21 protein-coding genes are annotated in these 22,505 nt (G+C 70.3%); 13 read left to right on the top strand and 8 right to left on the bottom strand.

What is annotated here, in order from left to right; genetic code table 11:
• Nucleotides 1-104: 104 nt before the first annotated feature.
• From ASF68_RS10165 to ASF68_RS10150, 4 genes are all read right to left on the bottom strand, one after another.
• The gene (locus ASF68_RS10165; RefSeq protein WP_056009863.1) at nt 105-956 is read right to left on the bottom strand and encodes an ATP-binding cassette domain-containing protein; all 852 of its coding nucleotides are present in this window, start codon (nt 954-956) and stop codon (nt 105-107) included.
• Nucleotides 953-2,812, bottom strand: coding sequence for a dipeptide/oligopeptide/nickel ABC transporter permease/ATP-binding protein (locus tag ASF68_RS10160; RefSeq protein ID WP_056009862.1), 1,860 nt, complete (start codon nt 2,810-2,812; stop codon nt 953-955). The genes ASF68_RS10165 and ASF68_RS10160 overlap by 4 nt, the downstream gene beginning before the upstream one ends.
• On the bottom strand, nt 2,809-3,750 hold the full coding sequence (locus ASF68_RS10155) for an ABC transporter permease (protein WP_056009860.1): 942 nt from the start codon (nt 3,748-3,750) through the stop codon (nt 2,809-2,811). The genes ASF68_RS10160 and ASF68_RS10155 overlap by 4 nt, the downstream gene beginning before the upstream one ends.
• A 130-nt stretch (nt 3,751-3,880) precedes the next feature.
• Nucleotides 3,881-5,401 (bottom strand): ABC transporter substrate-binding protein, encoded by a 1,521-nt coding sequence (locus ASF68_RS10150; RefSeq protein ID WP_056009858.1) that lies wholly within the window; start codon nt 5,399-5,401, stop codon nt 3,881-3,883.
• 248 nt (nt 5,402-5,649) lie between these two features.
• On the opposite strand from ASF68_RS10150, the gene ASF68_RS10145 reads away from it, so the two are divergent.
• Nucleotides 5,650-6,210, top strand: coding sequence for a TetR/AcrR family transcriptional regulator (locus tag ASF68_RS10145; RefSeq protein ID WP_235522595.1), 561 nt, complete (start codon nt 5,650-5,652; stop codon nt 6,208-6,210).
• 77 nt (nt 6,211-6,287) lie between these two features.
• On the opposite strand, the gene ASF68_RS10140 is transcribed toward ASF68_RS10145, so the two are convergent.
• Nucleotides 6,288-7,406 (bottom strand): VanZ family protein, encoded by a 1,119-nt coding sequence (locus ASF68_RS10140; RefSeq protein WP_162239353.1) that lies wholly within the window; start codon nt 7,404-7,406, stop codon nt 6,288-6,290.
• Between the two features lie 139 nt (nt 7,407-7,545).
• Between ASF68_RS10140 and ASF68_RS10135 the strand changes: the two genes are divergently transcribed.
• Entirely contained in the window at nt 7,546-8,145 is a 600-nt protein-coding gene (locus ASF68_RS10135; protein ID WP_056009854.1) for an NAD(P)H-dependent oxidoreductase, read from the top strand.
• A gap of 74 nt (nt 8,146-8,219) precedes the next feature.
• Here ASF68_RS10135 and ASF68_RS10130 read toward each other — a convergent pair whose 3' ends face one another.
• Nucleotides 8,220-8,957, bottom strand: a complete 738-nt coding sequence (locus ASF68_RS10130) for a FadR/GntR family transcriptional regulator (protein ID WP_056009852.1) — start codon at nt 8,955-8,957, stop codon at nt 8,220-8,222.
• Nucleotides 8,958-9,168: 211 nt separating this feature from the next.
• Here ASF68_RS10130 and ASF68_RS10125 point away from each other — a divergent pair, with 211 nt between their 5' ends.
• The 8 genes from ASF68_RS10125 to ASF68_RS10090 all read left to right on the top strand — a co-directional run bounded on the left by ASF68_RS10125 (nt 9,169) and on the right by ASF68_RS10090 (nt 18,160).
• Entirely contained in the window at nt 9,169-10,548 is a 1,380-nt protein-coding gene (locus ASF68_RS10125) for an MFS transporter (protein WP_235526781.1), read from the top strand.
• Nucleotides 10,545-12,305 (top strand): dihydroxyacetone kinase family protein, encoded by a 1,761-nt coding sequence (locus ASF68_RS10120; RefSeq protein WP_056009850.1) that lies wholly within the window; start codon nt 10,545-10,547, stop codon nt 12,303-12,305. Before ASF68_RS10125 ends, ASF68_RS10120 begins: the two co-directional genes overlap by 4 nt.
• Nucleotides 12,302-12,772: a ribose-5-phosphate isomerase gene (locus tag ASF68_RS10115; RefSeq protein WP_056009848.1), complete on the top strand. Its 471-nt coding sequence runs from the start codon at nt 12,302-12,304 to the stop codon at nt 12,770-12,772. The genes ASF68_RS10120 and ASF68_RS10115 overlap by 4 nt, the downstream gene beginning before the upstream one ends.
• Nucleotides 12,772-13,599, top strand: coding sequence for a triose-phosphate isomerase family protein (locus ASF68_RS10110; protein ID WP_056009846.1), 828 nt, complete (start codon nt 12,772-12,774; stop codon nt 13,597-13,599). Before ASF68_RS10115 ends, ASF68_RS10110 begins: the two co-directional genes overlap by 1 nt.
• Nucleotides 13,596-14,393, top strand: coding sequence for a sugar phosphate isomerase/epimerase (locus ASF68_RS10105; protein WP_056009844.1), 798 nt, complete (start codon nt 13,596-13,598; stop codon nt 14,391-14,393). The genes ASF68_RS10110 and ASF68_RS10105 overlap by 4 nt, the downstream gene beginning before the upstream one ends.
• Nucleotides 14,390-15,262, top strand: coding sequence for a phosphogluconate dehydrogenase C-terminal domain-containing protein (locus tag ASF68_RS10100; protein WP_082455984.1), 873 nt, complete (start codon nt 14,390-14,392; stop codon nt 15,260-15,262). Before ASF68_RS10105 ends, ASF68_RS10100 begins: the two co-directional genes overlap by 4 nt.
• A gap of 221 nt (nt 15,263-15,483) precedes the next feature.
• Nucleotides 15,484-16,236 (top strand): SDR family NAD(P)-dependent oxidoreductase, encoded by a 753-nt coding sequence (locus ASF68_RS10095; protein WP_056009842.1) that lies wholly within the window; start codon nt 15,484-15,486, stop codon nt 16,234-16,236.
• 7 nt (nt 16,237-16,243) lie between these two features.
• Nucleotides 16,244-18,160 carry a hypothetical protein gene (locus ASF68_RS10090; protein WP_056009840.1) on the top strand — a complete coding sequence of 639 codons (1,917 nt, stop codon included), beginning with the start codon at nt 16,244-16,246 and terminating at the stop codon, nt 18,158-18,160.
• Nucleotides 18,161-18,167: 7 nt separating this feature from the next.
• Here the strand turns inward: ASF68_RS10090 and ASF68_RS10085 are convergent, their stop codons facing one another.
• Nucleotides 18,168-18,683, bottom strand: coding sequence for a GNAT family N-acetyltransferase (locus ASF68_RS10085; RefSeq protein WP_056009838.1), 516 nt, complete (start codon nt 18,681-18,683; stop codon nt 18,168-18,170).
• Between the two features lie 141 nt (nt 18,684-18,824).
• Between ASF68_RS10085 and ASF68_RS10080 the strand changes: the two genes are divergently transcribed.
• Together ASF68_RS10080 and ASF68_RS10075 are read left to right on the top strand one after the other, a co-directional pair.
• Nucleotides 18,825-19,103 carry a hypothetical protein gene (locus ASF68_RS10080; protein WP_157580299.1) on the top strand — a complete coding sequence of 93 codons (279 nt, stop codon included), beginning with the start codon at nt 18,825-18,827 and terminating at the stop codon, nt 19,101-19,103.
• A gap of 10 nt (nt 19,104-19,113) precedes the next feature.
• Nucleotides 19,114-20,424: an MFS transporter gene (locus ASF68_RS10075; protein ID WP_056009835.1), complete on the top strand. Its 1,311-nt coding sequence runs from the start codon at nt 19,114-19,116 to the stop codon at nt 20,422-20,424.
• Nucleotides 20,425-20,448: 24 nt separating this feature from the next.
• Here ASF68_RS10075 and ASF68_RS10070 read toward each other — a convergent pair whose 3' ends face one another.
• Nucleotides 20,449-21,459, bottom strand: a complete 1,011-nt coding sequence (locus ASF68_RS10070; RefSeq protein ID WP_056009834.1) for a diacylglycerol kinase family protein — start codon at nt 21,457-21,459, stop codon at nt 20,449-20,451.
• A 170-nt stretch (nt 21,460-21,629) separates the two neighbouring features.
• On the opposite strand from ASF68_RS10070, the gene pdxY reads away from it, so the two are divergent.
• Nucleotides 21,630-22,478 carry a pyridoxal kinase PdxY gene (gene pdxY / locus ASF68_RS10065; RefSeq protein ID WP_056009832.1) on the top strand — a complete coding sequence of 283 codons (849 nt, stop codon included), beginning with the start codon at nt 21,630-21,632 and terminating at the stop codon, nt 22,476-22,478.
• Nucleotides 22,479-22,505: the final 27 nt, after the last annotated feature.

The following is a 22,505-nucleotide window of genomic DNA, read 5'->3' as shown; positions in this document are numbered from 1 at the left end:
GTGGGTCTCAGGGACCGGATGGTGGGTCTCAGGGACCGGTGGTGCGCCCGGCCGGCCAGGTTCCTGGCCCCGGCCGACCGGGCGGTCGTGGTGATCCGGACGGATCAGGCGGCGGACTCGGCGGCCCGTTGCTCGTCGATGAGGCGGCGACGCTCGACGCGGCGGTCCTCCTGACGGTCGGGGTCCGGAATCGGCGCGGCCATGAACAGGCGCTGCGTGTACGGGTGGGCGGGACGCGCGGTCACCTGGTCGCCGTCGCCGGACTCCACGATCTCGCCGTGGTACATGACGGCCACCCGGTGGCTGATGTGCCGGACGACCGCGAGGTCGTGCGAGATGAAGAGGTAGGCGACGCCCGTCTGCTCCTGGATGTCGATGAACAGGTCGAGCACGCGGGCCTGCGTCGACAGGTCGAGTGCCGACACCGGCTCGTCGCAGACGATGAGCTTCGGGTCGAGCGCCAGCGCACGGGCGATCGCGATGCGCTGCCGCTGCCCACCGGAGAACTCCCGCGGCAGGCGCGACGCGGCGCCGGTCGGCAGCTGCACCTGGTCGAGCAGCGTGCCGACGCGCTTGCGGGCGTCCGCTCCGGAGACCCCACGCACGGTGAGCGGCTCGGTGAGGATCTGCTCGATCGTCAGCGAAGGGTTCAGCGAGGAGTACGGGTCCTGGAACACCACCTGGATCTCCGAGCTCAACGCCCGGCGCTCCTTGCGCTTCAGGTGACCGATCTCGCGGTCGCGGTAGCGGATGCTGCCACCCGTCACCGGGGCGAGGCCCAGCACGGCACGACCCAGGGTGGTCTTGCCCGAGCCGGACTCGCCGACGAGGCCGACGGTCTCACCGGGCCGGATGTCGATCGAGACCCCCTTCAGGGCTTTGAAGGACTGGGCGCGGAGCCCCTTGCCCGGGTATTCGACTTCGAGGTCCTTCACCTCGAGCAGTGACGTCGTCATCGGGTCTCTCCTGTCAGGTTCGTCGCGAGCGCCGGTCGGGCGGGACCCTCGTCGAGGATCGCGCCGAGCAGCGACTGGGTGTACGGGTGCTGGGCGTCGTTGAAGATCGAGCGCACGGGCCCGGTCTCCACGATGAGGCCGTTCTGCATGACCGAGACCCGGTCGCAGAGGTCGGCGACGACCCCGAAGTTGTGCGTCACGAGGAGCATCGCCATGTGCCGCTCCGCCTGCAGGTCGCGCAGCAGGTCGAGCACCTCGGCCTGCACCGTCACGTCGAGCGCCGTAGTGGGCTCGTCGGCGATGATGATGTCCGGGTCGGTCGACACGGCGCCCGCGATGAGGACGCGCTGGGCCATACCGCCGGACACTTCGTGCGGGTACGCGGCGAAGGTGCGCTTCGGGTTGGGGATGCCGACCCGCTCGAGGAGGGCGAGGGCCTTGTCCGTCGCGTCCTTCTTGCTCAGGCCGAGGGCGACCCGGAGCGGTTCGACCAGCTGGCTGCCGATCGTGAACGCCGGGTCGAGGTTCGACATCGGCTCCTGCGGGATGTAGCCGATGCGCTTGCCGCGGATGGCCGTGTATTCGCGCTCGCCGAGGGTGTCGAGGCGCGTGCCCTCGTAGCGGATCGTGCCGTCGGTGACCCGGCCGCCGCGGGGCAGGAGTCCGAGGACACCCCACGCGGTCTGGGTCTTGCCCGAGCCGGACTCGCCGATGAGGCCGTGGACCTCGCCGCGTCGGATGTCGAGGTCGACGCCGTGGACGACCTCGGTGATCCGGCCGCCCTCCTGGTCGTAGCCGACGCGGAGGTCGCGGACGCTGAGGACGAGCTCCTCGGCACGGACGGCGGCGCGGGCGTCGTCGTCGTGACGGATGGGCGGCACCCCGACGATCTCGTCCTCCGAGATCCCCGACGTGCTGATCGACTGGGTGACGATCGTGTTCGAGCCGGTCTTCGAGGTCGTCACGATCTTGCGCCGGCGGCGACGGACGCTCACGGTGCGCTCCAGCTCGTCGCGCATCGCGTTGGCGAGCAGGGTGAGCGCGATGCAGGTGAGGGCGATCGCGAGCGACGGCCACACCATGAGGATCGGTGCCTTGTAGATGTTCGTGAACCCGTCGTTCAGCATCGAACCCCAGGTGGGGACCGACAGGTCGCCGAGCCCGAGGAACTCGAGACCGGACTGGATGGCGATCGCGATGCCGGCGATGATCGCCGACTGGATGATGATCGGTGCGCGTACGACCGACAGGATGTGCTTGCCGATGATGCGCGGGTCGCTGAGGCCGGAGACCCGGGCGGCGTCGACGTACAGCTCGGACCGCACCGCCGTGACCGCCGCGTACACGAGCCGGAAGTACGAGGGCGAGAGCAGGATGCCGAAGATCGCCATCGAGATCCACACCGACGGGCCGAGGACGGCGCGGGCGGCGAGGAGGACGACGATGCCGGGCAGCGCCATGATGAGGCCGGTGAACCAGGACGACACCGAGTCGAACCAGCCCTGGTAGTACCCGGCGATCAGGCCGGCGACGACACCGATGACGATCGCGACGACGAGGGCGAGGAGCGCCGCGGCGACGCTGATCTGGGTGGCCGCGAGCAGCCGGGAGAGCACGTCGCGTCCGGCGCTGTCCGCTCCGAGGAGGTGGTCTGCGCTCGGCGGTGCGAGCACGAGCTGCAGCGAGGCGAGGTTCGGGTCCTGCGGGGCGATGAGCGGCCCGAAGATCGCGATCACGCCGACGATCGCGAGGAACACGAGCGACGCGGCGCCGATCGGGCGCTTGAGGAGCCGGCGCAGGAGGTTGACGCGGACCTGCGGGGTCGGGACGGTCAGCGGGGTTTCGATGGCGGTCATGACAGTCGCACCTTCGGGTTGAGCGCAGCCTGCGCGAGGTCGATGAGCAGGTTGACGACGACGACGATGATCGCCGTCGCGATGACGACGCCCATCACGATGGGGATGTCGCCGGAGGTCGTCGCCTGCACGGCGAGCTGACCGATGCCGGGGAGGGCGAAGATCTGCTCGATGATGACGGCGCCGCCGAGGAGGCCGATGAACTGCACGGCGAGGACGGCGAGGGCCGGGCCGCCGGCGTTCCGGAGCACGTGCTTGTAGATCACGCGGTTGGTGCCGAGGCCGCGGCTGCGGAGGGTGCGCACGTAGTCCTTCGACATCGCGTCGACGACCGAGCCGCGCACCTGCTGCGACACGGTGGCGATGGCGCCGATGGCGAGCGCGATGATCGGCAGCGTCACGGAGGCCACCCATCCCGAGAAGGAGGTGGTGATCGGGATGTACCCGGTCGCCTTGAACAGGCGCAGGTTGATCGCGAAGGTGATGACGAGCACGAGGGCGATGAGGAAGCTGGGGATCGCGAACCCGATGACGGAGATGAACTGGACGACGTTGTCGATCCATCCACCGCGTCGGGCGGCGAGGACGCCGAGGATGACCGAGACGATCGCGGCGATGATGGTCGCGCCGAGGACGATGGAGAGCGTCACCGCGAGGCGACCGGAGACACCGGTGGAGACGAGCTGACCGGTGAACCAGGACCGTCCGAGGTCGCCCTGGAAGGCCGAGGTGAGCCAGTCGACGTACTGCACGGGGAGCGGGCGGTCGAGGCCGAGCTCCGCGGACTTCTTCGCGACGGTCTCGGCGGTCGCGCTCTGGCCGAGGATGCGGCGGGCGATGTCACCGCCGCCGAGGTAGAGGAGGGAGTACGCGATCACGGAGATCACGAAGATGAGGACGACACCGGAAACCAGGCGTCTGAGGATGAATCCGAGCATGGGTCACTCCAGGAAGTGGGTGAGCGAGGAGATGGTGGGGCCGAGGTGCGGCCGGGGTCCCGGTCCCTGACCAGGTCCCGGTCCCTGAGCCTGTCGAAGGGCACCCCTCGACAGGCTCAGAGCCAGCGGACTACTTCGGCTGGATGTCGTAGATCGACGGGTACGCGTTCGTCGGGATCATCTTCACCGTCGTGTTCGCGTCGGTGGCGAAGCTGCCCTGCACCCGGTAGAAGGGTGCGAACCAGGCCTGCTCGACGATGTACGCGTTGAGCTCCTTCGCGACCGTGCCCTGCGTCGCCTCGTCGCCGTACTGGATCTGCTTGATGTACTCGTCGACCTTCGGGTCGGAGTACTTGAACGGGTTGAACACCGCGTTCGGGGCGATCATGAACTGGATGAGCTGCCAGTCGGGGTTCTGCTCGAGTGCCATGAACGACACGGGGAACTTCGGCGCCAGGAGGTCGGCGATGAAGTTGTTGCCCGGGTCCGTGTACTCGGCGGTGATGCCGACGTCGGCGAGCTGCTGCGAGATGAGCGTGTAGGTGGTGGCACCCAGCACGGCGGAGGACGGCATGGAGAGCGTCAGGCCGTCGGCGTAGCCGGCTTCGGCGAGGAGCTCCTTGGCCTTCTCGGGGTCGTAGCCGTAGCGGTCGTCGAGCGCCTTGTCGTAGGCGGGGGAGTTCTCAGGGAAGACCTGCCCGGTGACGGTGCCGTTGTCGTTCTGCAGCGCCTTGAGCAGTGCCGGGCGGTCGAACGCGTAGTTGATGGCCTGGCGGACGCGGACGTCGGCGATGGCCGGGTTCATGGTGCCGGCGCGGTCGAGGAGGAGCATGCCCTGGAAGTCGAGCTCGTTGGCGTTGACGGTCCAGCCGGCGCCCTCCACCTCGGCGAGGTTGTCGTTGTTGGCGAGCTTGATGCCGTTGACCTCGCCGGACTTGACGGCGTTGAGGCCGGCGGTCGCGTCCTGGAGGACGTTGATGGTCAGCTTGTCGTAGTGCTGCCAGTCCTTGTTCCAGTAGTCGGGGTTCGCGGTGTACGAGTAGCTCGTTCCGGTGACGGTGGCCGCGGTGTCGAGGACGTACGGGCCGGAGCCGACCGGGTTGGTCGCGAGGTCCGGGCTGTCGAACGACTCGGCGCTGGCGACGAGGCCCGGGTCACGGGTGAGGTAGTTGAGCATGGCCGGGTCGGGTGCGCTCAGCGTGATGACGACGGTGGTCTCGTCGGGGGCCTCGACGGAGGCGACGCCCGCGAAGTAGCCGGCGTCGGGGGAGGTGCCGGTCTTGAAGCGTTCGAGGTTCTGCTTGACGACGTCGGCGGTGAGCTTCGAGTCGTCGGTGAAGGTGACGTCGTCGCGGATCTTGAGCGTCAGGACGGTGTTGTCCTCGTTGTACTCGTAGGAAGTCGCGAGGGAGGGGGCGATCTCGCCGTCGGCGGTGGCGACGAGCAGCGTGTCGAAGACGGCCTGGTAGAAGGGCGAGCGGTTGCCCCACTCTGAGCCGGCGGGGTCGAAGGTGGTGGGGGGAGTGATCGCACCAATGATCAGGGTGCCACCGGAGCCGCCGTCGGAGCCGGAGGGGCTACCGGAGCATCCGGTGAGCACGAGTGCAGCGGCGGTGACCGCGACGGCTGCGGTCGTCTTCCATCGGAACATCTTTGTCCTATCGCTGTGAGCAATCCCTCATCGGATCGCTGGTGATTGAGGACGGTAGCACGAAACCCAAGTGGTCACTAGCTTTTTGTTTTCGCCCATGTCACAGTTGGATCACGACCAGGCCGCGGGTGTTCGACGACGAACGCGCTATCGTGAAGCCGTCCGAAGGGGGAGGTCGTCCGATGACATCGGCCAAGACCGGGAACAAGCCGCAGGGGAAGCCACGCGGTGCATATGCCAAAACGGGGATGAAGCGCGTCGCGATCCTCGACGCCGCGCTCGCGGTGTTCGCCAACGGGGGTTACCGCGCGGGTTCACTGCGCGAAGTGGCCGCGCAGGTGGGCATGAGCGAGGCCGGGCTGCTGCACCACTTCCCGAACAAGAGCGCGCTGCTCGCCGCCGTGCTCTCGCACCGCGACGACCTCTCGGCCACCCTCGTGCCGATGGACGGCGACGACCCGATCGAGACGCTCCGGGGGTTGGTCGCACTCGCCCGGTACAACGCCTCCGTGCCCGGCGTGGTCGCGCTCTACTGCACCCTCTCGGCCGAGGCCACCTCGCCCGACCACCCGGCCCACGACTACTTCGTCGACCGCTATGAGAGCACCCGCGGGCGACTAGAGCGGACCTTCGGCCTGCTCGTCTCCGCCGGTCGGGTCCGTGCGGGGTTCCCCGTGACGAGTGCCGCCTTCATGACGCTCGCCCTCATGGACGGTCTCCAGGTGCAGTGGCTGCTCGCGCCGGAGTCGGTCGACATGGCGGACGAACTGCACGCGTTCCTCTCGGGGCTCCTCGGCTCCGAGCTGTAGGCAGCAGGAGATCTGCCCGGGGGCAGGAGGGTTCGGGCGCGCGGGTCCTGCTCCGGCGCCGATCTCCTGCCGCCGGACTACGGCCGGGGTGCCCGCGCGTCGCGCAGTTCCGCGCCGACCGACGCGTAGGAGACCCCTCGTCGGGTCCGGGTGAACGGCACCGAGACGACGGCGACCGTCACGATGATCGCGCTCAGGAGGCCGACGACGCCGACGATCGTCTGCGCGAGGCCGCTGGTGGCATCGGGTGTCTGCGCCGCGGTCGTGATGGCGATGTACGGCAGGGCGACGATGGACCCGCGGTAGAGGCGGCGGAGGGCCGACCCGCGGCCGTCGGGCCACTCGGGCGTCAGCCAGACGAGTCGCTGGCCGATCGAGGCGCCGCCACCGATGAGCGCCGGGAGGACGATCACGAGGACGACCGTGCCCGCACCGATGCTGAGTACCTCCGCGAGCGTCGGGTCGTTCGCGGTCCCGGTCGCGCCCGTGAGCAGCACGCGCGGGACGACGAACACCAGCGACAGCACCGTGATCGACAGGTTCACGGCGACCGCGTCGAGGACCATGCCGAACCACCGGCGCCAGACGGTCACCGGGCGCGCACGGTCGCGGGTCGCCCGCAGTGCCCGGGCGCTCGGCATCCAGCCCAGCACCATCGGGGCGATGAGGGCACCGATCGCCGCGCCCATGGTGTTCGTGATGACGTCGTCGACGTCGGCCACCCGGTAGGCGCACTCGTACAGCCCCCAGATGCCGGTGTACTGCGTGGACTCGATGAGCAGGGAGGCGAGCGCGCCGAGGAGGATCGAGACGCCGAGGCCGCGGTTCCAGTACCGACGGGCGATGGCGCCGAACGGGATGAACAGGACGACGTTCAGGACGACCTGGAGGAACGCGTGGCTGGTGAGCGTGCTGAGGACGGAGAAGCCGGCGGTCTCCCGCGCGATGTCGCCGATCGAATGCCCGGGGACGAGCTCGAGTGCCCCGTGGGCGGTGGCGCAGTTCGCACGTTCGTCGGGCAGCGGGAGCAGCGTGTAGGCGACGAGGGCGACGGCGTAGATGCTGCGTAGATGCTCACACCGGCGGCGCCGAGCACGCGCGGGAGGGACATCTGACCGTATCGGCGGACCTGCACGAGCAGGATGGGTCCGAGCACGGCGAAGAAGATCGCCGTGCCGCCGACGAGTCCGATCCACGCCTGCCAGGTCCATCCGCTCATTCCGACAACAGTAGGGCGAGCGGACGGCCCACGGCATCAGTCGTCGGATGGACGGCCGTCATCCGCAGGATGGTGGCTTCGGCAGTGCACGCTCCCCGTGCACGCGAAGATGGAGGGTGCCCACCCTCATCGTGACCACCCACCCAGACCCCGACTCGCTCACCCACCACCTCGCCCAGCGGCTCGCGACCGTGCTGCGATCGACCTCCGCCCCGGCCGACGTCGAGCTCGCGGATCTGGCTGCGGAGGGCTTCGACCCGCGGTACACGCTCGCCGACCGGCACACGTACCGGGTGGGCGGGGACTACACCCCCGACGTGGCCGCCGAGCAGGAGCGGCTCGACCGCGCCACCGACCTCGTGCTCGTCTTCCCGGTGTACTGGTGGTCGACGCCCGCCCTCCTCAAAGGGTGGTTCGATCGCGTGTTCGTCAACGGTTGGGCGTTCGGGCTCGATGCCGAGGGCGGGATCGTCCGCAAGCTCGACCGGCTGCGGATCCACCTCCTGCCCGTCGCCGGCGACGACGCGGGCGTCTACGACCGCCACGGCTACGAGCAGGCGATGCGGACGCAGCTCGAGCACGGCATCGTCGACTTCTGCGGTGCCCGCCGCGGCGTGACTGCCTTCGTGCACGACTCCGAGCGTGAGGACGCGGCGGGGCGTGCGGCCGCGGTGGACGCCGCCGTCACCGCGGTCGTGGAGGCGATCCGCGCCTGACCGCCCAGTCCGGTCCCTGAGCTTGTCGAAGGGCGGCCTCGGGCAGGGCTCCGGTCACCAGGCCGGTCGAAGCGCTACGCCGTGAGGGTGCGGTTCAGGCGCTCGGTCGCAGTGTCCATGTGGTGTTGCATCGCGGCCGTCGCGGCGGCCGGGTCGCCCGACATGATCGCCTCGTAGACGGCCTCGTGCTCCTCGAAGGCGAGCTGCGCGTCGACGTCCTCGTGGATGCCGCGCTCCACCCAGATGCGGAGGAGCGAGCGGATGCTCTGCAGGAGGTCCGACAGCACGCGGTTCCCGGTGGCGGCGGCGAGTTCGAGGTGGAACTTGAGGTCGGCCTCGATGAACCTCGTGCGGTTCGCGCCGGCCTCGCGCATGGCGGTGAGGTGGTTGCGCAGCCGGTTGCGGGCCATGTCGTCCATGCGGGTCGCGGCGAGCCCAGCGGCGAACACCTCGAGCTGCCCACGCACCTCGATGAGTTCGCGGGTGCGTGGCTCACCGAGCATGAGGCCCCAGCTGAGGGTCTCGGGGAGGAGCTCGGACACGCTGCCGCGCAGGTAGGTGCCGCTCCCGGGGCGGACGTCGACGACGCCGAGGATCTCGAGGGCCGCGAGCGCCTCCCGCACGGCTGAACGTCCGATGCCCAGCGACGCGGCGAGCTGACGCTCCGGAGGAAGGCGGGTTCCCGGCGCGATGTCGCCGCTCGTGAAGTGGTCGAGGAGCCGTTTCGCGACGGCCGAGACCGCGGATCCGACGGCGACGGGACCGAGGCTGGACGAGATGTCGTCGGTCGGCCGATCCGGGAACGCAGGCATGGGTTCACTGTATCGCGGCCCTTCGACAAGCTCAGGGACCGGGAGGGTGCCGGGACCACCTCGGTCGCTGAGCCTGTCGAAGGGCGTTCCGTGGGTCCCGCGTTATCGACCAGCTGTTGAATTGGTCAACCGGTTGATGTATCGTTCATTCCGGTCCGGACCGGACCACGCCCTGCCCGCGGCATCGATGCCGCCCAGACGAGGAGTCATAGTGGACACCACCGCCCCCGCGGCCAATCCGGCTGTCGAGCGATCAGCGATCCGGAAGGTCTCGATCCGCCTCGTGCCGTTCGTGGCGCTGATGTTCTTCATCAACTACCTGGACCGCACCGCGATCGGCTTCGCCGCCCCCAACGGCATGAACGACGACCTCGCGCTCTCCGCCGCCCAGTTCGGCTTCGCATCCGGCGTGTTCTTCATCGGCTACATCCTCTTGGAGGTGCCGAGCAACCTCGCGCTCAACAAGTTCGGTGCCCGCCGCTGGCTCGCGCGCATCATGGTCACCTGGGGCATCGTCGCGGTCCTGTTCACCTGGGTCGCCAACTTCGAGCAGCTCGCCATCCTGCGCTTCGTGCTCGGTGTCGCCGAGGCAGGCTTCTTCCCGGGTGCCATCCTCTTCCTGAGCCTCTGGGTCCCGGCCAAGCACCGCAGCAAGATCCTCGCGCTCTTCTACCTGGCGCAGCCGCTCACCACCGTCATCGGCGCACCGCTCGCCGGGTGGCTCATCGGCCAGCACGGGGTGTTCTTCGGCCTCGAGGGCTGGCGGTTCATGTTCCTCGGCGTCGGTCTCCCCGCCATCCTGATCGGTGTCATCGCCTGGTTCTACCTGAAGGACCGCCCCGCGGACGCCAAGTGGCTGACCACCGAGGAGCAGGTCTGGCTCACGGCGGCCCTCGCCCACGAGAAGGCGACCACGGAGCAGAAGCAGGGCCACGTCAGCCTCAAGCACGCCTTCACGAGCGGCCGCGTCTGGATGCTCGCCTTCATCTATTTCGGCTTCATCTACGGCCTCTACGCGCTCGGCTTCTTCCTCCCCACGATCATCGAGGGCTTCCAGGCGAGCTTCGGCGTCGAGTTCAATGTCATGCAGAAGGGCCTCATCACGGCGATCCCGTACGTGCCGGCCGCCATCGCCCTGTACTTCTGGTCGCGTGACGCGACGCGACGCGGACTGAAGACCTGGCACATCGTGATCCCCGCGATCGTCGGTGCCGTGAGCATCCCGCTCGCCCTCTTCGCGAACTCGCCCGCCCTCACGATCGCGATCATCGCGGTCACCGCCATGGCGATCTTCGCCGCGCTGCCCAACTTCTGGACGCTGCCCACGCAGTTCCTGACGGGTGCCGCAGCCGCCGCCGGTATCGCGCTCATCAACACCGTCGGCAACCTCGCCGGCTTCTCCGCGCCGTACATCACCGGTGCCGTCGCGGACCTCACGAAGGTCGGCGACACCCCGCAGTACGTCGTCCCGATGTTCATCGTCGGCGGCTTCATGATGATCTCCGCGACCCTCATGGTGATCCTGTCGAAGCAGCGCAGCTCGAAGGAGCTGCGGGTCTCGCACGACGACCTGACCGGTCAGACCCGATGACCCGCCTCTTCAACGACCCGGCAGACTTCGCCGACGAGATGATCGACGGCTTCGTCGCGGCGAACCGTCACCAGGTCCGGCGCGTGACCGGCGGGGTCGTGCGGAGCACCCGCACCCCCGAGGGCACCGTCGCGGTCGTCATCGGCGGCGGCTCCGGGCACTACCCGGCCTTCGGTGGCATCGTCGGCCAGGGGCTCGCGCACGGTGCGGCGATGGGCAACCTGTTCGCCTCGCCGTCCGCGCACCAGGTGGAGTCGGTGGCGAAGGCCGCCGAACGCGGCGGCGGCGTGCTGCTCAGCTACGGCAACTACGCCGGCGACGTCCTCCACTTCACCCAGGCGCAGGACGCCCTGAACGCGGCGGGGATCCCCACCCGCAGCGTCGCCGTCACCGACGACATCTCGAGCGCGCCGCTCACCGAGCAGCACAAGCGTCGCGGGATCGCCGGCGACCTCACCGTGTTCAAGTCGGCTGCCGCCGCGGCCGAGGCCGGCTACGACCTCGACGAGGTCGTCCGCGTCGCCACCCACGCGAACGAGCGCACCCGGTCCTTCGGCGTCGCCTTCAGCGGCTGCACCTTGCCGGGCGCGACCGAGCCGCTCTTCTCCGTGCCCGAGGGCCGCATGGCGGTCGGGATGGGCATCCACGGCGAGCCCGGCATCGACGAGACCGATGTGCCGACGGCCGACGGCCTTGCGACGCTGCTCGTGTCCTCCCTCCTCGCGGAACTGCCCGAGGGTGTGACCGAGGCCGCAGGCGCGCGCGTCGGCGTCATCCTCAACGGACTCGGTTCCGTGAAGTACGAGGAGCTGTTCGTCGTCTACCGTGCGGTCGCCACGCAGCTGGAGGCCGCGGGCATCGAGATCGTCGACCCCGAGGTCGGCGAACTCGTGACGAGCTTCGACATGGCGGGCGTCTCCCTCACCCTGTTCTGGTTGGACGAGGAGCTCGAGGGCTTCTGGGCGGCCGGCGCGGACACCCCCGCCTACCGCAAGGGCGTCGTCGCAGCGGCCGAGCAGCTCGACCCCTCCGAGCTCGTCGCCGAGGTCGCCGCAGCGATCCCGGCGTCGACCCCGGCCTCACGCGAAGCCGCCACGACCGTCGTCGCCGCCCTCGACGCCCTCGTCGAGGTGATCGACACGAACGTCGAGGAACTCGGCCGGATCGACGCGGTGGCCGGTGACGGCGACCACGGCATCGGCATGCAGCGGGGAGCCCGCGCAGCCGTCGCCGCGGCCCACGCGGCCGCCGACGCCGGAGCCGGTGCCCGCACCGTCCTCCACCTCGCTGGCGACGCCTGGGCGGACCGCGCCGGCGGCACCTCGGGAGCCCTCTGGGGCCTCGCGCTCCGCTCGGTCGGCACCTCGCTCGGCGACGAGACCGCTCCCTCCCGCAGCGACGTCGCGGCCGGCGTGCAGGCCGCCGTCGACGGCATCATGTCGTTCGGCAAGGCCGAGGTCGGGCAGAAGACGATGGTCGACGCCCTCGTCCCCTTCACGACGACGCTCAGCGCCTCGATCGCCGACGGGGCCGACCTCCTCACCGCGTGGACGACCGCTGCCGCAGCCGCCTCCACGGCCGCCGCGGAGACCGCCGACCTCCTGCCGAAGATGGGCCGCGCCCGTCCGCACGCCGAGAAGAGCCTCGGCACCGTCGATGCGGGTGCATACTCGTTCGGCCTCATCGTCCAGGCGATCGTCCCCGTCCTGGGGTCCGCCGCATCCACCAGCACCACCGCAGAAGGAGTACCCGCATGACCGACCAGTTGCGCATCGTCATCGGCTCGGATGACGCCGGGTTCGACTACAAGGAGATCGTCAAGCGCGACCTCGAACAGCACGACGGCGTCGCCTCGCTCGTCGACGTGGGGGTCGACGCCGACGGCCACACCGCCTACCCGCGCGTGGCCATCGCCGCCGCCGAGCTCGTCGCTTCCGGGCAGGCCGACCGTGCGCTGCTCTTCTGCGGCACCGGCCTCGGCGTCGCCATCGCCGCCAACAAGGTGCCCGGCATCCGTGCCGTCACCGCCCACGACAGCTTCTCCGTCGAGCGCGGCGTGCTGAGCAACAACGCCCAGGTGCTCACCATGGGCCAGCGCGTCATCGGCATCGAGCTCGCCCGCCGCCTCGTGCGCGAGTGGCTGACCTACCGCTTCGACGAGTCCAGCGCGAGCGCCGAGAAGGTCGCCGTCATCGGCGAGTACGAGGCGACGGGCTCCTGCTGATGACCGCCTCCCCGTCGACCGCGAGCACGTCGACCGCGCCCCGCGTGGTCGGTGTGAGCCTGAAGATGTACTTCGGCCACGCGCAGACCCTCGACTGGATCGAGCAGGTGGGCGCTCTCGCCCGTCGGCACGAGGCCGTCGTCGACGGTCGGGTGCGGTTGTTCGTCATCCCCGGCTACGTCTCGATCGCGGCCTCGGTGGCGGCGCTGGCGGGGACGGGTGTCCTCGTCGGCGCACAGGACCTCGCAAGCGCCGACCGCGGCGCCTTCACGGGTGAGGTCGGCGGGCCGGAGCTCGCCGAGGTCGGTGTGACCGTGGTCGAGGTCGGCCACGCGGAGCGCCGGTCGCTCTTCGGCGAGACCGACGAGGTCGTCGCCGAGAAGACCGCAGCCGCCCTCCGCAACGGCATCTCGCCCGTGCTCTGCATCGGTGAGCGGGAGCGGATGGCGCCCGAGGACGCCGCGGCGGAGTGCCTGCGTCAGCTCGACTCCGCGCTCGCGGACGCCGTCGCCGGCCCGGTCATCGTGGCGTACGAGCCCGTGTGGGCGATCGGCGCGGCGGAACCGGCGGAGCCCGCGTACGTCCGAGCCGTGGGTGCGATCCTCCGGACGGCGATGGCCGGTCGCGGTGACCGCGCGGGCAGTTCGGTGATCTACGGCGGCAGCGCCGGACCGGGCCTGCTCACCGCACTCGGCGACGACGTCGACGGCGTGTTCCTCGGACGCTTCGCCCACGACGTCGCGGCGCTCGAAGCCGTGCTCGACGAGGCCCTTCGACAGGCTCAGGATGGCACCCTTCGACAAGCTCAGGGACCGGGGACAGCATGATCGGCTTCGGCACGTACACCTTCTTCTGGGAGGGCTCGGAACTCGCCCCCGAGCGCCTGAGCGTCATCGGCATGATCGAGCGCACGGCCGAGGCCGGCGTGGGGCTCTTCCAGATCTGCGACGACGCCCGCATCGAGACCATGTCCGACGACGAACTCCGTCAGGTCGCCGAGGTCGCCCGCTCGCTCGGGGTGGTGCTCGAACTCGGCACCAAGGGGATCGCGGTCGCGCACCTCGAACGGTTCCTCGAGATCGCCCGGCTGCTCGGTGCGACGCTTCTGCGCAGCATGGTCACCTCGGGGGACGACCGTCCGACCCATGCCGAAGCCGTCGAGCGCCTCCGCCAGGTGCTCCCGGCGTTCGATGCCGCCGGCGTGACCATCGCGCTCGAGACCTACGAGCAGTTGTCGTCGCAGGAGCTCGTCGACCTCGTGACCGCCGTCGACCACCCGAACCTCGGGATCTGCCTCGACCCGGCCAACACCGTCGCACGACTCGAACACCCGAGCGACGTCATCGCCCGCACCGCCCCGCACGTGCGCAACATCCACGTGAAGGACTTCGCGTTCACCCGTCGGGGCGGCTGGGTCGGGTTCACCCTCGAGGGTGCGCCGCTCGGGACCGGCCTGCTCGACTACCCCGCCCTCACCGCCGCCGTCCGTCCGGACGAACGCGGTGTCAACCAGATCATCGAACACTGGCTCCCGCTCGGCGACTCCATCACGGAGACCATCGAGCTCGAGCGCACGTGGACCGCACACAACCTGCAGTACCTGAGAGAAGGAAGATCATGACCGACACCACCACCGTCGCGGACCAGCTCACCATCGCCGTCATCGGCGCCGGCGGCAAGATGGGCATGCGCGTCTCCAACAACCTCGTGAAGACCAGCCACACCGTCTTCTACAGCGAGGTCTCGCCCGCCGGCCAGGAGCGCGTGACCGAAGCCGGTCGCGAGCTCACCGAGACCGATGCGGCCGTCACCGACGCCGACGTCGTCATCCTCGCCGTCCCCGACCTGGCCCTCAAGGCCGTGTCCGCCGGCGTCGTCCCACTCATGAAGTCGGGCGCCGTGCTCCTCACGCTCGACCCGGCCGCCGCCTACGCGGGGCTGCTCACCCGTCGTGACGACGTCATCCAGGCCGTCACGCACCCCTGCCACCCCTCGGTCTTCGTCGAGCGCCACACGCCCGAAGAATACGCGGACACCTTCGGTGGCATCGCGGCCCTGCAGGACGCCATCGCGGCGATCGAGTCCGACGACGCCGCCAAGCAGGCGCAGGTCGAGGCCGTCGTCCGGGCGATCTTCGCCCCCGTCGGCGAGGTCCACTGGGTCACGGTCAAGCAGCTCGCGCAGCTCGAGCCGACCCTCGTCGAGACCATCGCCTGCATGATCGGCGCGCTGCTCAAGGAGTCGCTCGACGAGGCCGTCAACACCATGGGCGTGCCGGAGCCGGCCGCTCGTGCGATCCTCCTCGGCCACACGCAGGTCGCGCTCGCGAACTCGCTCAAGGGCGACAACCCGTTCTCCGACGCGTGCCTCATCGCGATGGACTACGGTCGCAGCGCCATCATCAAGGACGACTGGAAGAAGGTCTTCCAGGACGACGAGCTCGACAAGAACCTCGCCGCCATGCTGCACCTCGACAAGATCGAGCGCTAGGCCGCGGCTCCAGCTGTTCGCAATTCAGGACGTGCCCGGCGCGTCGGCCCGCTCCACCCCCGATCCGGGTCGGCGCGCCGCGGCGCTCCTGAATTGCGAACGTCACATGCGGTCAACCGGTTGTGCCGGATAGGCTGCAGACGACCCGACACACCACCTCTGACACCCACTGCGACACCCGAGACTCCACCCCCGCAGCACCGCACGAGAGACAGGCGACGATGACTGGACGACTTGCAGGAAAGACCGCGCTCGTGACGGGCGCCGGATCGGGGATCGGCCGTTCGGTCGCCGAACGCTTCGCGCGCGAGGACGCCGTCGTGATCTTCTCAGACCGCGACATCCAGGCCGCGCGGGAGGCCGCCGCACCCTTCCCGTCGGCCATGGCCGTGCGGCTCGACATCGCCGACGAGGCGAGTGTCGAAGCCGCCTTCGCCGTGATGGACGCGACGGGCAAGACACCGGACGTCGTCGTCGCCAACGCCGGCGTGCAGCTCTTCGGTCAGGACGCGAAGATCGCCGACCTCGACCTCGAGGTGTGGCGGCGCACCGTCGACATCAACCTCACGGGCACCTTCCTCACCACCAAGCACGCCGTCCGGGCGATGCTCGGCAAGGGCGGCTCGATCATCCTCACCGGCAGCCCGACCGGGCTCAACGGCGAGGGCGCCGACTTCACCGCCTACAGCTCCACGAAGGCCGGCATCCACGGCCTCGGGCGGACCGTCGCCGCGGCCTACGCCGACCAGGGCATCCGCGTGAACACCGTCGTCCCCGGCTACACGGAGACCCCGCTCGTCACCGCGATCTCGGACGACCCGGAGTCGCGCGCCGCGATCGTCGGACGCATCCCGCTCGGTCGACCCGGCCGGGCCGAAGACGTCGAGGGCATCATGGTCTACCTCGCGAGCGACGAGTCGAGTTTCGCCACCGGAGCGACCTTCCGGGTCGACGGCGGCATGACGAGCCTCTGAGCCGACGATGACCTCGCGCTTCGGAACCACCTTCCGCGTCGCACCGGACCTGCTCCTCGAGCAGGAACGCGCCGCCAGTGCCGTGTCGCGCGGGCCCTGGTCGCTGTCGCTCCGCGGCTCGGACCTCGACGACATCGCCTTCGACGGCGAGACGGTGCTGCGCAGCATCCGCTTCGTCGTCCGCGACCAGGACTGGAAGACGTTGCCCGTCGTCGTGGACGCCGTCGACCAGACGACCAGCGGCCTGCAGCTGCGCGGCAGGGTCGGCGACGACGGCGAGACGGTCGCTTGGTCGCTGTCGGTCGACCTCGGCTCGTCGACCCTCCGGGTGGCCGTCCGGGCCGAGGTGACGGCGGCGTTCCGACGTGCGCGCATCGGGCTCATCGTGCTGCAGGCCCCGGCGCTCGCCGGTACCGAGCTCGTCGTCGGCCACCCCGAGGGATCCACGACGACGACCCGCCTGCCGGAGCACATCGCGCCGCACCAGCCGGCGATCCGCATCGAGTCCCTCACCTGGACCGGCGACCGCATCACGACCACCGCCCGCTTCGCCGGTGACGTCTTCGAGATGGAGGACCAGCGGAACTGGACCGACGCCTCGTTCAAGACCTATTCGACGCCGCTCTCGCTGCCGTTCCCGGTCGCGCTGGCGGTCGGCGACGTCGTGGAGCAGTCCGTCGAGCTCTCCTGTGCGCGCGCCGACGGTGTCGAACCCGCCGCCCCGCTGGCCACGCCGCTCGCCGTGACCGTCCTGTCCGAGACGGACCTCGAGCGTCCGGCCTCCGAGCCGGTCGAAGCACGGGTCGGTGCGCTGCTCGACAGCCTCGTCCCCACGATCTCGACCTCGGTGTCGAGCGACCCCGACGGCGGACGGTCGGGCGCGACGGTCCCCGACGCGATCACCGAGCTCCTCGTCGAGATCGACCCGGCGGTCGTGGACTGGCCGGCCATCCTCGACCGCGCTGTGCGTCAAGCCGGCACCCGAGCCCTCGACCTGCGACTCGTGCTCGGCACCGGTGACGAGGCCGAGCCGGTCCTGCGGCGGCTCCGCGACGCGGGCGTCCCCGTCGGGCGCGTCGGGGTGTTCCACCGCCGGACCCATCTCTCGGAGAGCGCCCTGCTGATCGCGCTCGGCGACCTCCTGCGGCGCCTGTGGACGGACGTCGAGGCACCGTCGCCCGTGCTCGTCGGCGGCACGCGGGCGCACTTCACCGAGCTCAACCGCAACCACGCGCGCCTCGACCGGTGGACCGGCCCGGTCGCCTTCAGCGTCACGCCGTTCATGCACGACCGCGCGGGTCACCAGTTGGTCGAGTCGCTCGACATGCAGGCCGTCGTCGTGGCTGACGCCGTCCGGATCGCCGACGGCCGACCGCTGCACGTCGGCCCCGTGACGCTGGGCGCACGCTACAACGCGGTCGCCACCACGAGGGCGGGCGCGGGAGCCACGGCCGACCCGGACCTCCGCGCGGGGTTCGGCGCGGAGCTGGTGCCGGGCGCCACCGACGACCGGCAGTCGGCGGAGGCCCTCGGTGCGTGGGTGGTCGCGAGTGTCGCCGCGCTGGCCGTCCCCGGCGTCGAGTCGCTGTCCTACTTCGAGGCGACCGGGCCGCGAGGTCTCGTCGCCGCCGACGGCACGGTCACGGCCGCCGGTCGGGCGCTCGGGTGGATCGCGGAACTCAGCGGACGTCCACGCTCGGCGGTCGTGATCGGAGGTCGTCGTCTCGACGTCGGCTCGCCCGTGTCGACGGAAGGTGTGACCGCGATCGCCGCCGTCGATGCCGCGGGCGAGACGGTCGTGATCCTCGGCAACCTCGGCGAGACACCGGTCCGGGTCGTCCTGGCCGGCGCGTCCGACCCGCACACGGTGGACCTCGGTGCGGGTGCGGTGGTCCGGGTCGTGTTGGCTGGTTCGGGTTCGTAGCTCCTGCTCAGGCGAGCGGGCGCCGGAGGATGGCGAGGTCCAGCCAGCGACCGAACTTCGTCCCGACCTCCGGCAGGAGGCCGACCTGCTCGAAGCCGAGCTTCGTGTGCAGGGCGATCGACGCCGTGTTCTCGGCCTCGATGAGGGCGAGCATGACGTGGTGCCCGTCGGCGGTCGCGCGGTCGAGCAGTTCGACGAGGAGCGCCTTGCCGAGCCCGCGTCCCTGCGCTTCGGGGTGCACGTAGACGGAGTTCTCGACGGTGTGTCGGTACCCCTCCTTCGTCGCGTACGGGCCGTAGCTCGCGTAGGCGAGGACGGTTCCCTCGGGGAGCGCGTCGTCGGGGCCGTCGGCGATGGCGACGAGTGCGACCCGACCGGCCTCCTGATGGCGGGCGAGCCAGGCCTCGCGCTCGGCGAGGTCGGGTGTGACCTCGGTCCAGATCGCGACACCGTTCGCGACGGCGTCGGTGTGGATGGCGAGGACGCCAGGCAGGTCGGCTGGTTCGGCGGGACGGATGCGCATACATCGATCGTAGACGGCCCTTCGACAGGCTCAGGGACCGGGGGCGTGGGCCCTTCGACAGGCTCAGGGACCGGGGGCGTGGGCCCTGCGACAAGCTCAGGGACCGAGGACCCGGCGGCCCGCGGAGAGTACATTCGATGCATGTCCTCCTCCACTCCGCTCCCGATGGAGCAGCTCACCGCCGTGCTCAACGCCGAGGTCGCCCGCTACGCGGCCCGAGGCTGGTCGGTGTCGTCGGTCCAGGGGCAGCAGGCGGTCCTGCAGCGGCAGAAGCGCATCGGCTGGTTCTGGAACCTCGTCCTCACGCTCATCACCGGTGGGCTCTGGCTCATCGTCGTGATCATCCGCGTCGTGAACCGGAAGGTCGAGTCGCTGATCGTCACCGTCGACGCCTACGGCCGCATCTCCACGCGCCGCTGACGGCCGGAGCATGACCGACAGCGCTGAGCCCGACACGAGCAGCACCGCGACCAGCGCGGGCATCACCGCTGAACGCGCGCGGGTGCAGCGGCGGACGCTCACCGTCGTCGTCATCAGCCAGGTGCTCGGCGGAGCCGGCCTCGCCGCCGGCGTGACGGTCGGTGCGCTGCTCGTGCAGGACGTCCTCGGGAGCACGAGCCTCGCGGGCGTCGCGGCCGCCCTCCTCACCCTGGGGTCCGCGCTCACGGCGTTCCTCGTCGGCCGCGTCACGCAACGCCTCGGCAGGCGGATCGGGCTCGGCATCGGGTTCGTCGCGGGCGGGGTCGGCGCGCTCGGTGTCGTCCTGGCTGCGACGACGGCCCAGGTGCCGCTGCTGTTCCTGTCGCTGTTCGTCTACGGTGCCGGGACCGCCACGAACCTGCAGGCCCGCTACGCCGGCACCGACCTCGCGACCCCGGCACGCCGCGGTACCGCGATCAGCGTCGCGATGGTGTCGACGACGCTCGGCGCCGTGGCCGGGCCCAACCTCGTCGAGCCCCTGGGCCGGCTCGCGACCGGATGGGGGTTGCCGGCGCTCGCGGGCCCCTTCCTCCTCGCGGCCGTCGCCTACCTGGCCGCGGGCACGGCGTTCCTCCTGCTCCTGCGTCCGGACCCGTTCCTCCTCGCCCGCCGGCTCGACGCCGAGCTCGCCAAGCTGGACGCGGTCTCGGAGGAGTCGACGACCGGCCAGGACCAGTCGACCGCGGGTCCGCGCCCGTGTCCCGGCGTCGGCGCCTATGTCGGTGCCGCGGTGATGGTGGTCACGCAGATCGCGATGGTCGCGGTCATGACGATGACGCCCGTGCACATGCGAGCCCACCACCACGGACTGGGGGAGGTCGGGCTCGTGATCGGCATCCACATCGCCGCGATGTACCTCCCCTCGCTCGTGACCGGCGTCCTCGTCGACCGCATTGGCCGCACGCCGATGGCGATTGCCGCGGGGGTCACGCTCCTCCTCGCCGGTGTGACGGGAGCCCTCGCACCGGCGGACTCGCTCGGCCTGCTCATCCTGGCGCTCGCCCTCCTCGGACTCGGCTGGAACTTCGGCCTCATCGCCGGTACCACCCTCGTCGTCGACCACACCGTGCCCGCCAACCGTGCACGCACGCAGGGCACCCTCGACGTCCTCATCGCCCTCGCCGGCGCAGGTGCGGGCGTCATGTCGGGTGTGGTGATGGCGGGCGTCGGCTACGAGGCGCTGTCGATCGCGGGCGGGGTGCTCGCGCTCCTGCTCATCCCCGTGCTGCTCTGGGCCCGGCGGGTCACCCCTCGGGGGTGAGCCCGCTGGCGAGTCCGCTCGTCGCTACTCGGCTGCAGCCGGCACGCGGACGGTGAGGGCACCCGGCTCGATCCAGGTGTTGATCGCGACGGCCTTGCCGAAGCCGTCGCCGTCGAGCTCGATCTCCTCCGGCTTCGACATGCGGGCGACGAAGCGCTTCGCCGTGCCGTAGCGGAGCTCGCCGTCGTCCTTCTGCTTGCCGGCGAGGGCCCGGCCGGTCTTGGTCCGGCGCAGCACCCCGTTCACCCAGGCGACCTTCGCCCAGATGCGGATCCAGCCGAAGACCCCGCCGGGACGCATGAACATGAGGTCGAACAGGCCGTCGTCGACGACCGCGTCCGGCAGGAGCAGGATGTTGGCCGGCAGCGAACCGCAGTTGCCGATGATGACCGTGTGCACGGTGGCGCGGATCTGCGGCTCGTCGTCGATGCGGAAGCGCAGGTGCAGTTCGTCCGGGTCGCGCAGCGACTTCACGATCGCGTCGACGTAGGCGGCCCAGCCGGCCTTGGCCTTGAGGTCGTCGTCGGTGTTCTTGATCATCTTCGCGTCGATGCCCATACCGGCCATGACGACGAACACGTGGCGGTCGCGCGAGTGGTCGGCGCGTTCGATGTCGATCACACCGAGGTCGATCGGCTTGTCGTCGCCCGTGAACGCGGTGATGACGGATCCGGGCAGGTCGTTGAGCGTGAGGTCGAGGTTGCGGGCGAGCAGGTTGCCGGTGCCCGAGGGGAGGAGCGCGAGAGGGATCCCGCTGCCCCGCAACGCCTCGGAGACCGCGCGGACCGTGCCGTCGCCGCCGGCCGCGATGACGAGGTCGACCTTCGCGGCGATCGCCTCGGCGGTGACGCCCTGGCCGACGTCGTCGACGCTCGTCTCGAACCAGAGCGACTCGCCCCAGCCCGCGTCGGCGGCGGAGCGGTCAACCGACTCGCGGAGCGCATCGAGGTCGACCTTCACGGGGTTGTAGATGACGGCGGCGGTCTTGGTCGCCGTGGTGTCGCTCGGCGTGGTCGTGCTCTCAGGAGTCGTCATCCGATCAGCATAGAAGCGGAGACGCGAGGGAGGGAGATCCCGCTCGCGGGTTGACGCGGCACGTGGGTTCTGCAGGCGGCGGAAGAGTATCGTTGAGACCTTGCAGGCACCGTCCATGCCCGCCACGAACGCAGTGTCCGCGGCGGCCTCCCCATCGTGATTGCGACACCGTGAAGATCCTCAGCATCCAGTCCGCCGTGGCCTACGGGCACGTCGGCAACTCCGCAGCCGTGTTCCCCCTCCAGCGCATCGGCGTCGAGGTGATCCCGGTGAACACCGTGAACTTCTCGAACCACACCGGCTACGGCGCCTGGCGCGGCCCGCTCATCTCGCCGGAGCAGGTGGGCGAGGTCATCACGGGTGTCGAGGAGCGCGGCGCGTTCCCGCAGATCGACGTGGTGCTCTCGGGCTACCAGGGCGGCGTCGGCATCGGTGACGTCATCGTCGACGCGGTCCAGCGGGTCAAGGCGGCGAACCCCTCGGCCCTGTACGCGTGCGACCCCGTCATGGGCAACGCGAAGTCCGGCTGCTTCGTCGCCCCTGAGATCCCGGACCTCCTGCGCGACCGCGTCGTCCCGAACGCCGACATCATCACGCCGAACCAGTTCGAGCTCGGTTTCCTCACGGGCACCGAGCCCGGCTCGCTGGAGTCGACGTTGGCGTCGGTCGAGCTGGCGCGCGCGATGGGCCCGTCGGTGGTCCTCGTGACGAGTGTCGAGCGCCCCGACCGCGACCCGGAGACCATCGAGATGCTCGTCGTCGACGACGCCGGCCGGTGGATCGTGCAGACGCCGCTGCTGCCGTTCAAGGCGAACGGTTCGGGCGACGTCACGGCGGCGCTGTTCGCCGCGCACTACGGCGAGACGCGCGACGCGAAGCTGGCGCTGGAGCGGACGGCCTCGAGCGTGTTCGACCTGGTCGAGCTGACGTACCGGTCGGGTCAGCGCGAGCTGCAGCTCGTCGAGGCGCAGGAGTTCTACGCGAACCCGCGGATGCAGTTCACCGCGACGGCGGTCTGAGGAGGGCTTCGGCGCCCTCGGCCAGCA

It is taken from the genome of Plantibacter sp. Leaf314, from assembly GCF_001423185.1.
GTDB lineage: Bacteria > Actinomycetota > Actinomycetes > Actinomycetales > Microbacteriaceae > Plantibacter.
This window is presented reverse-complemented; position numbering and strand designations above follow the sequence as displayed.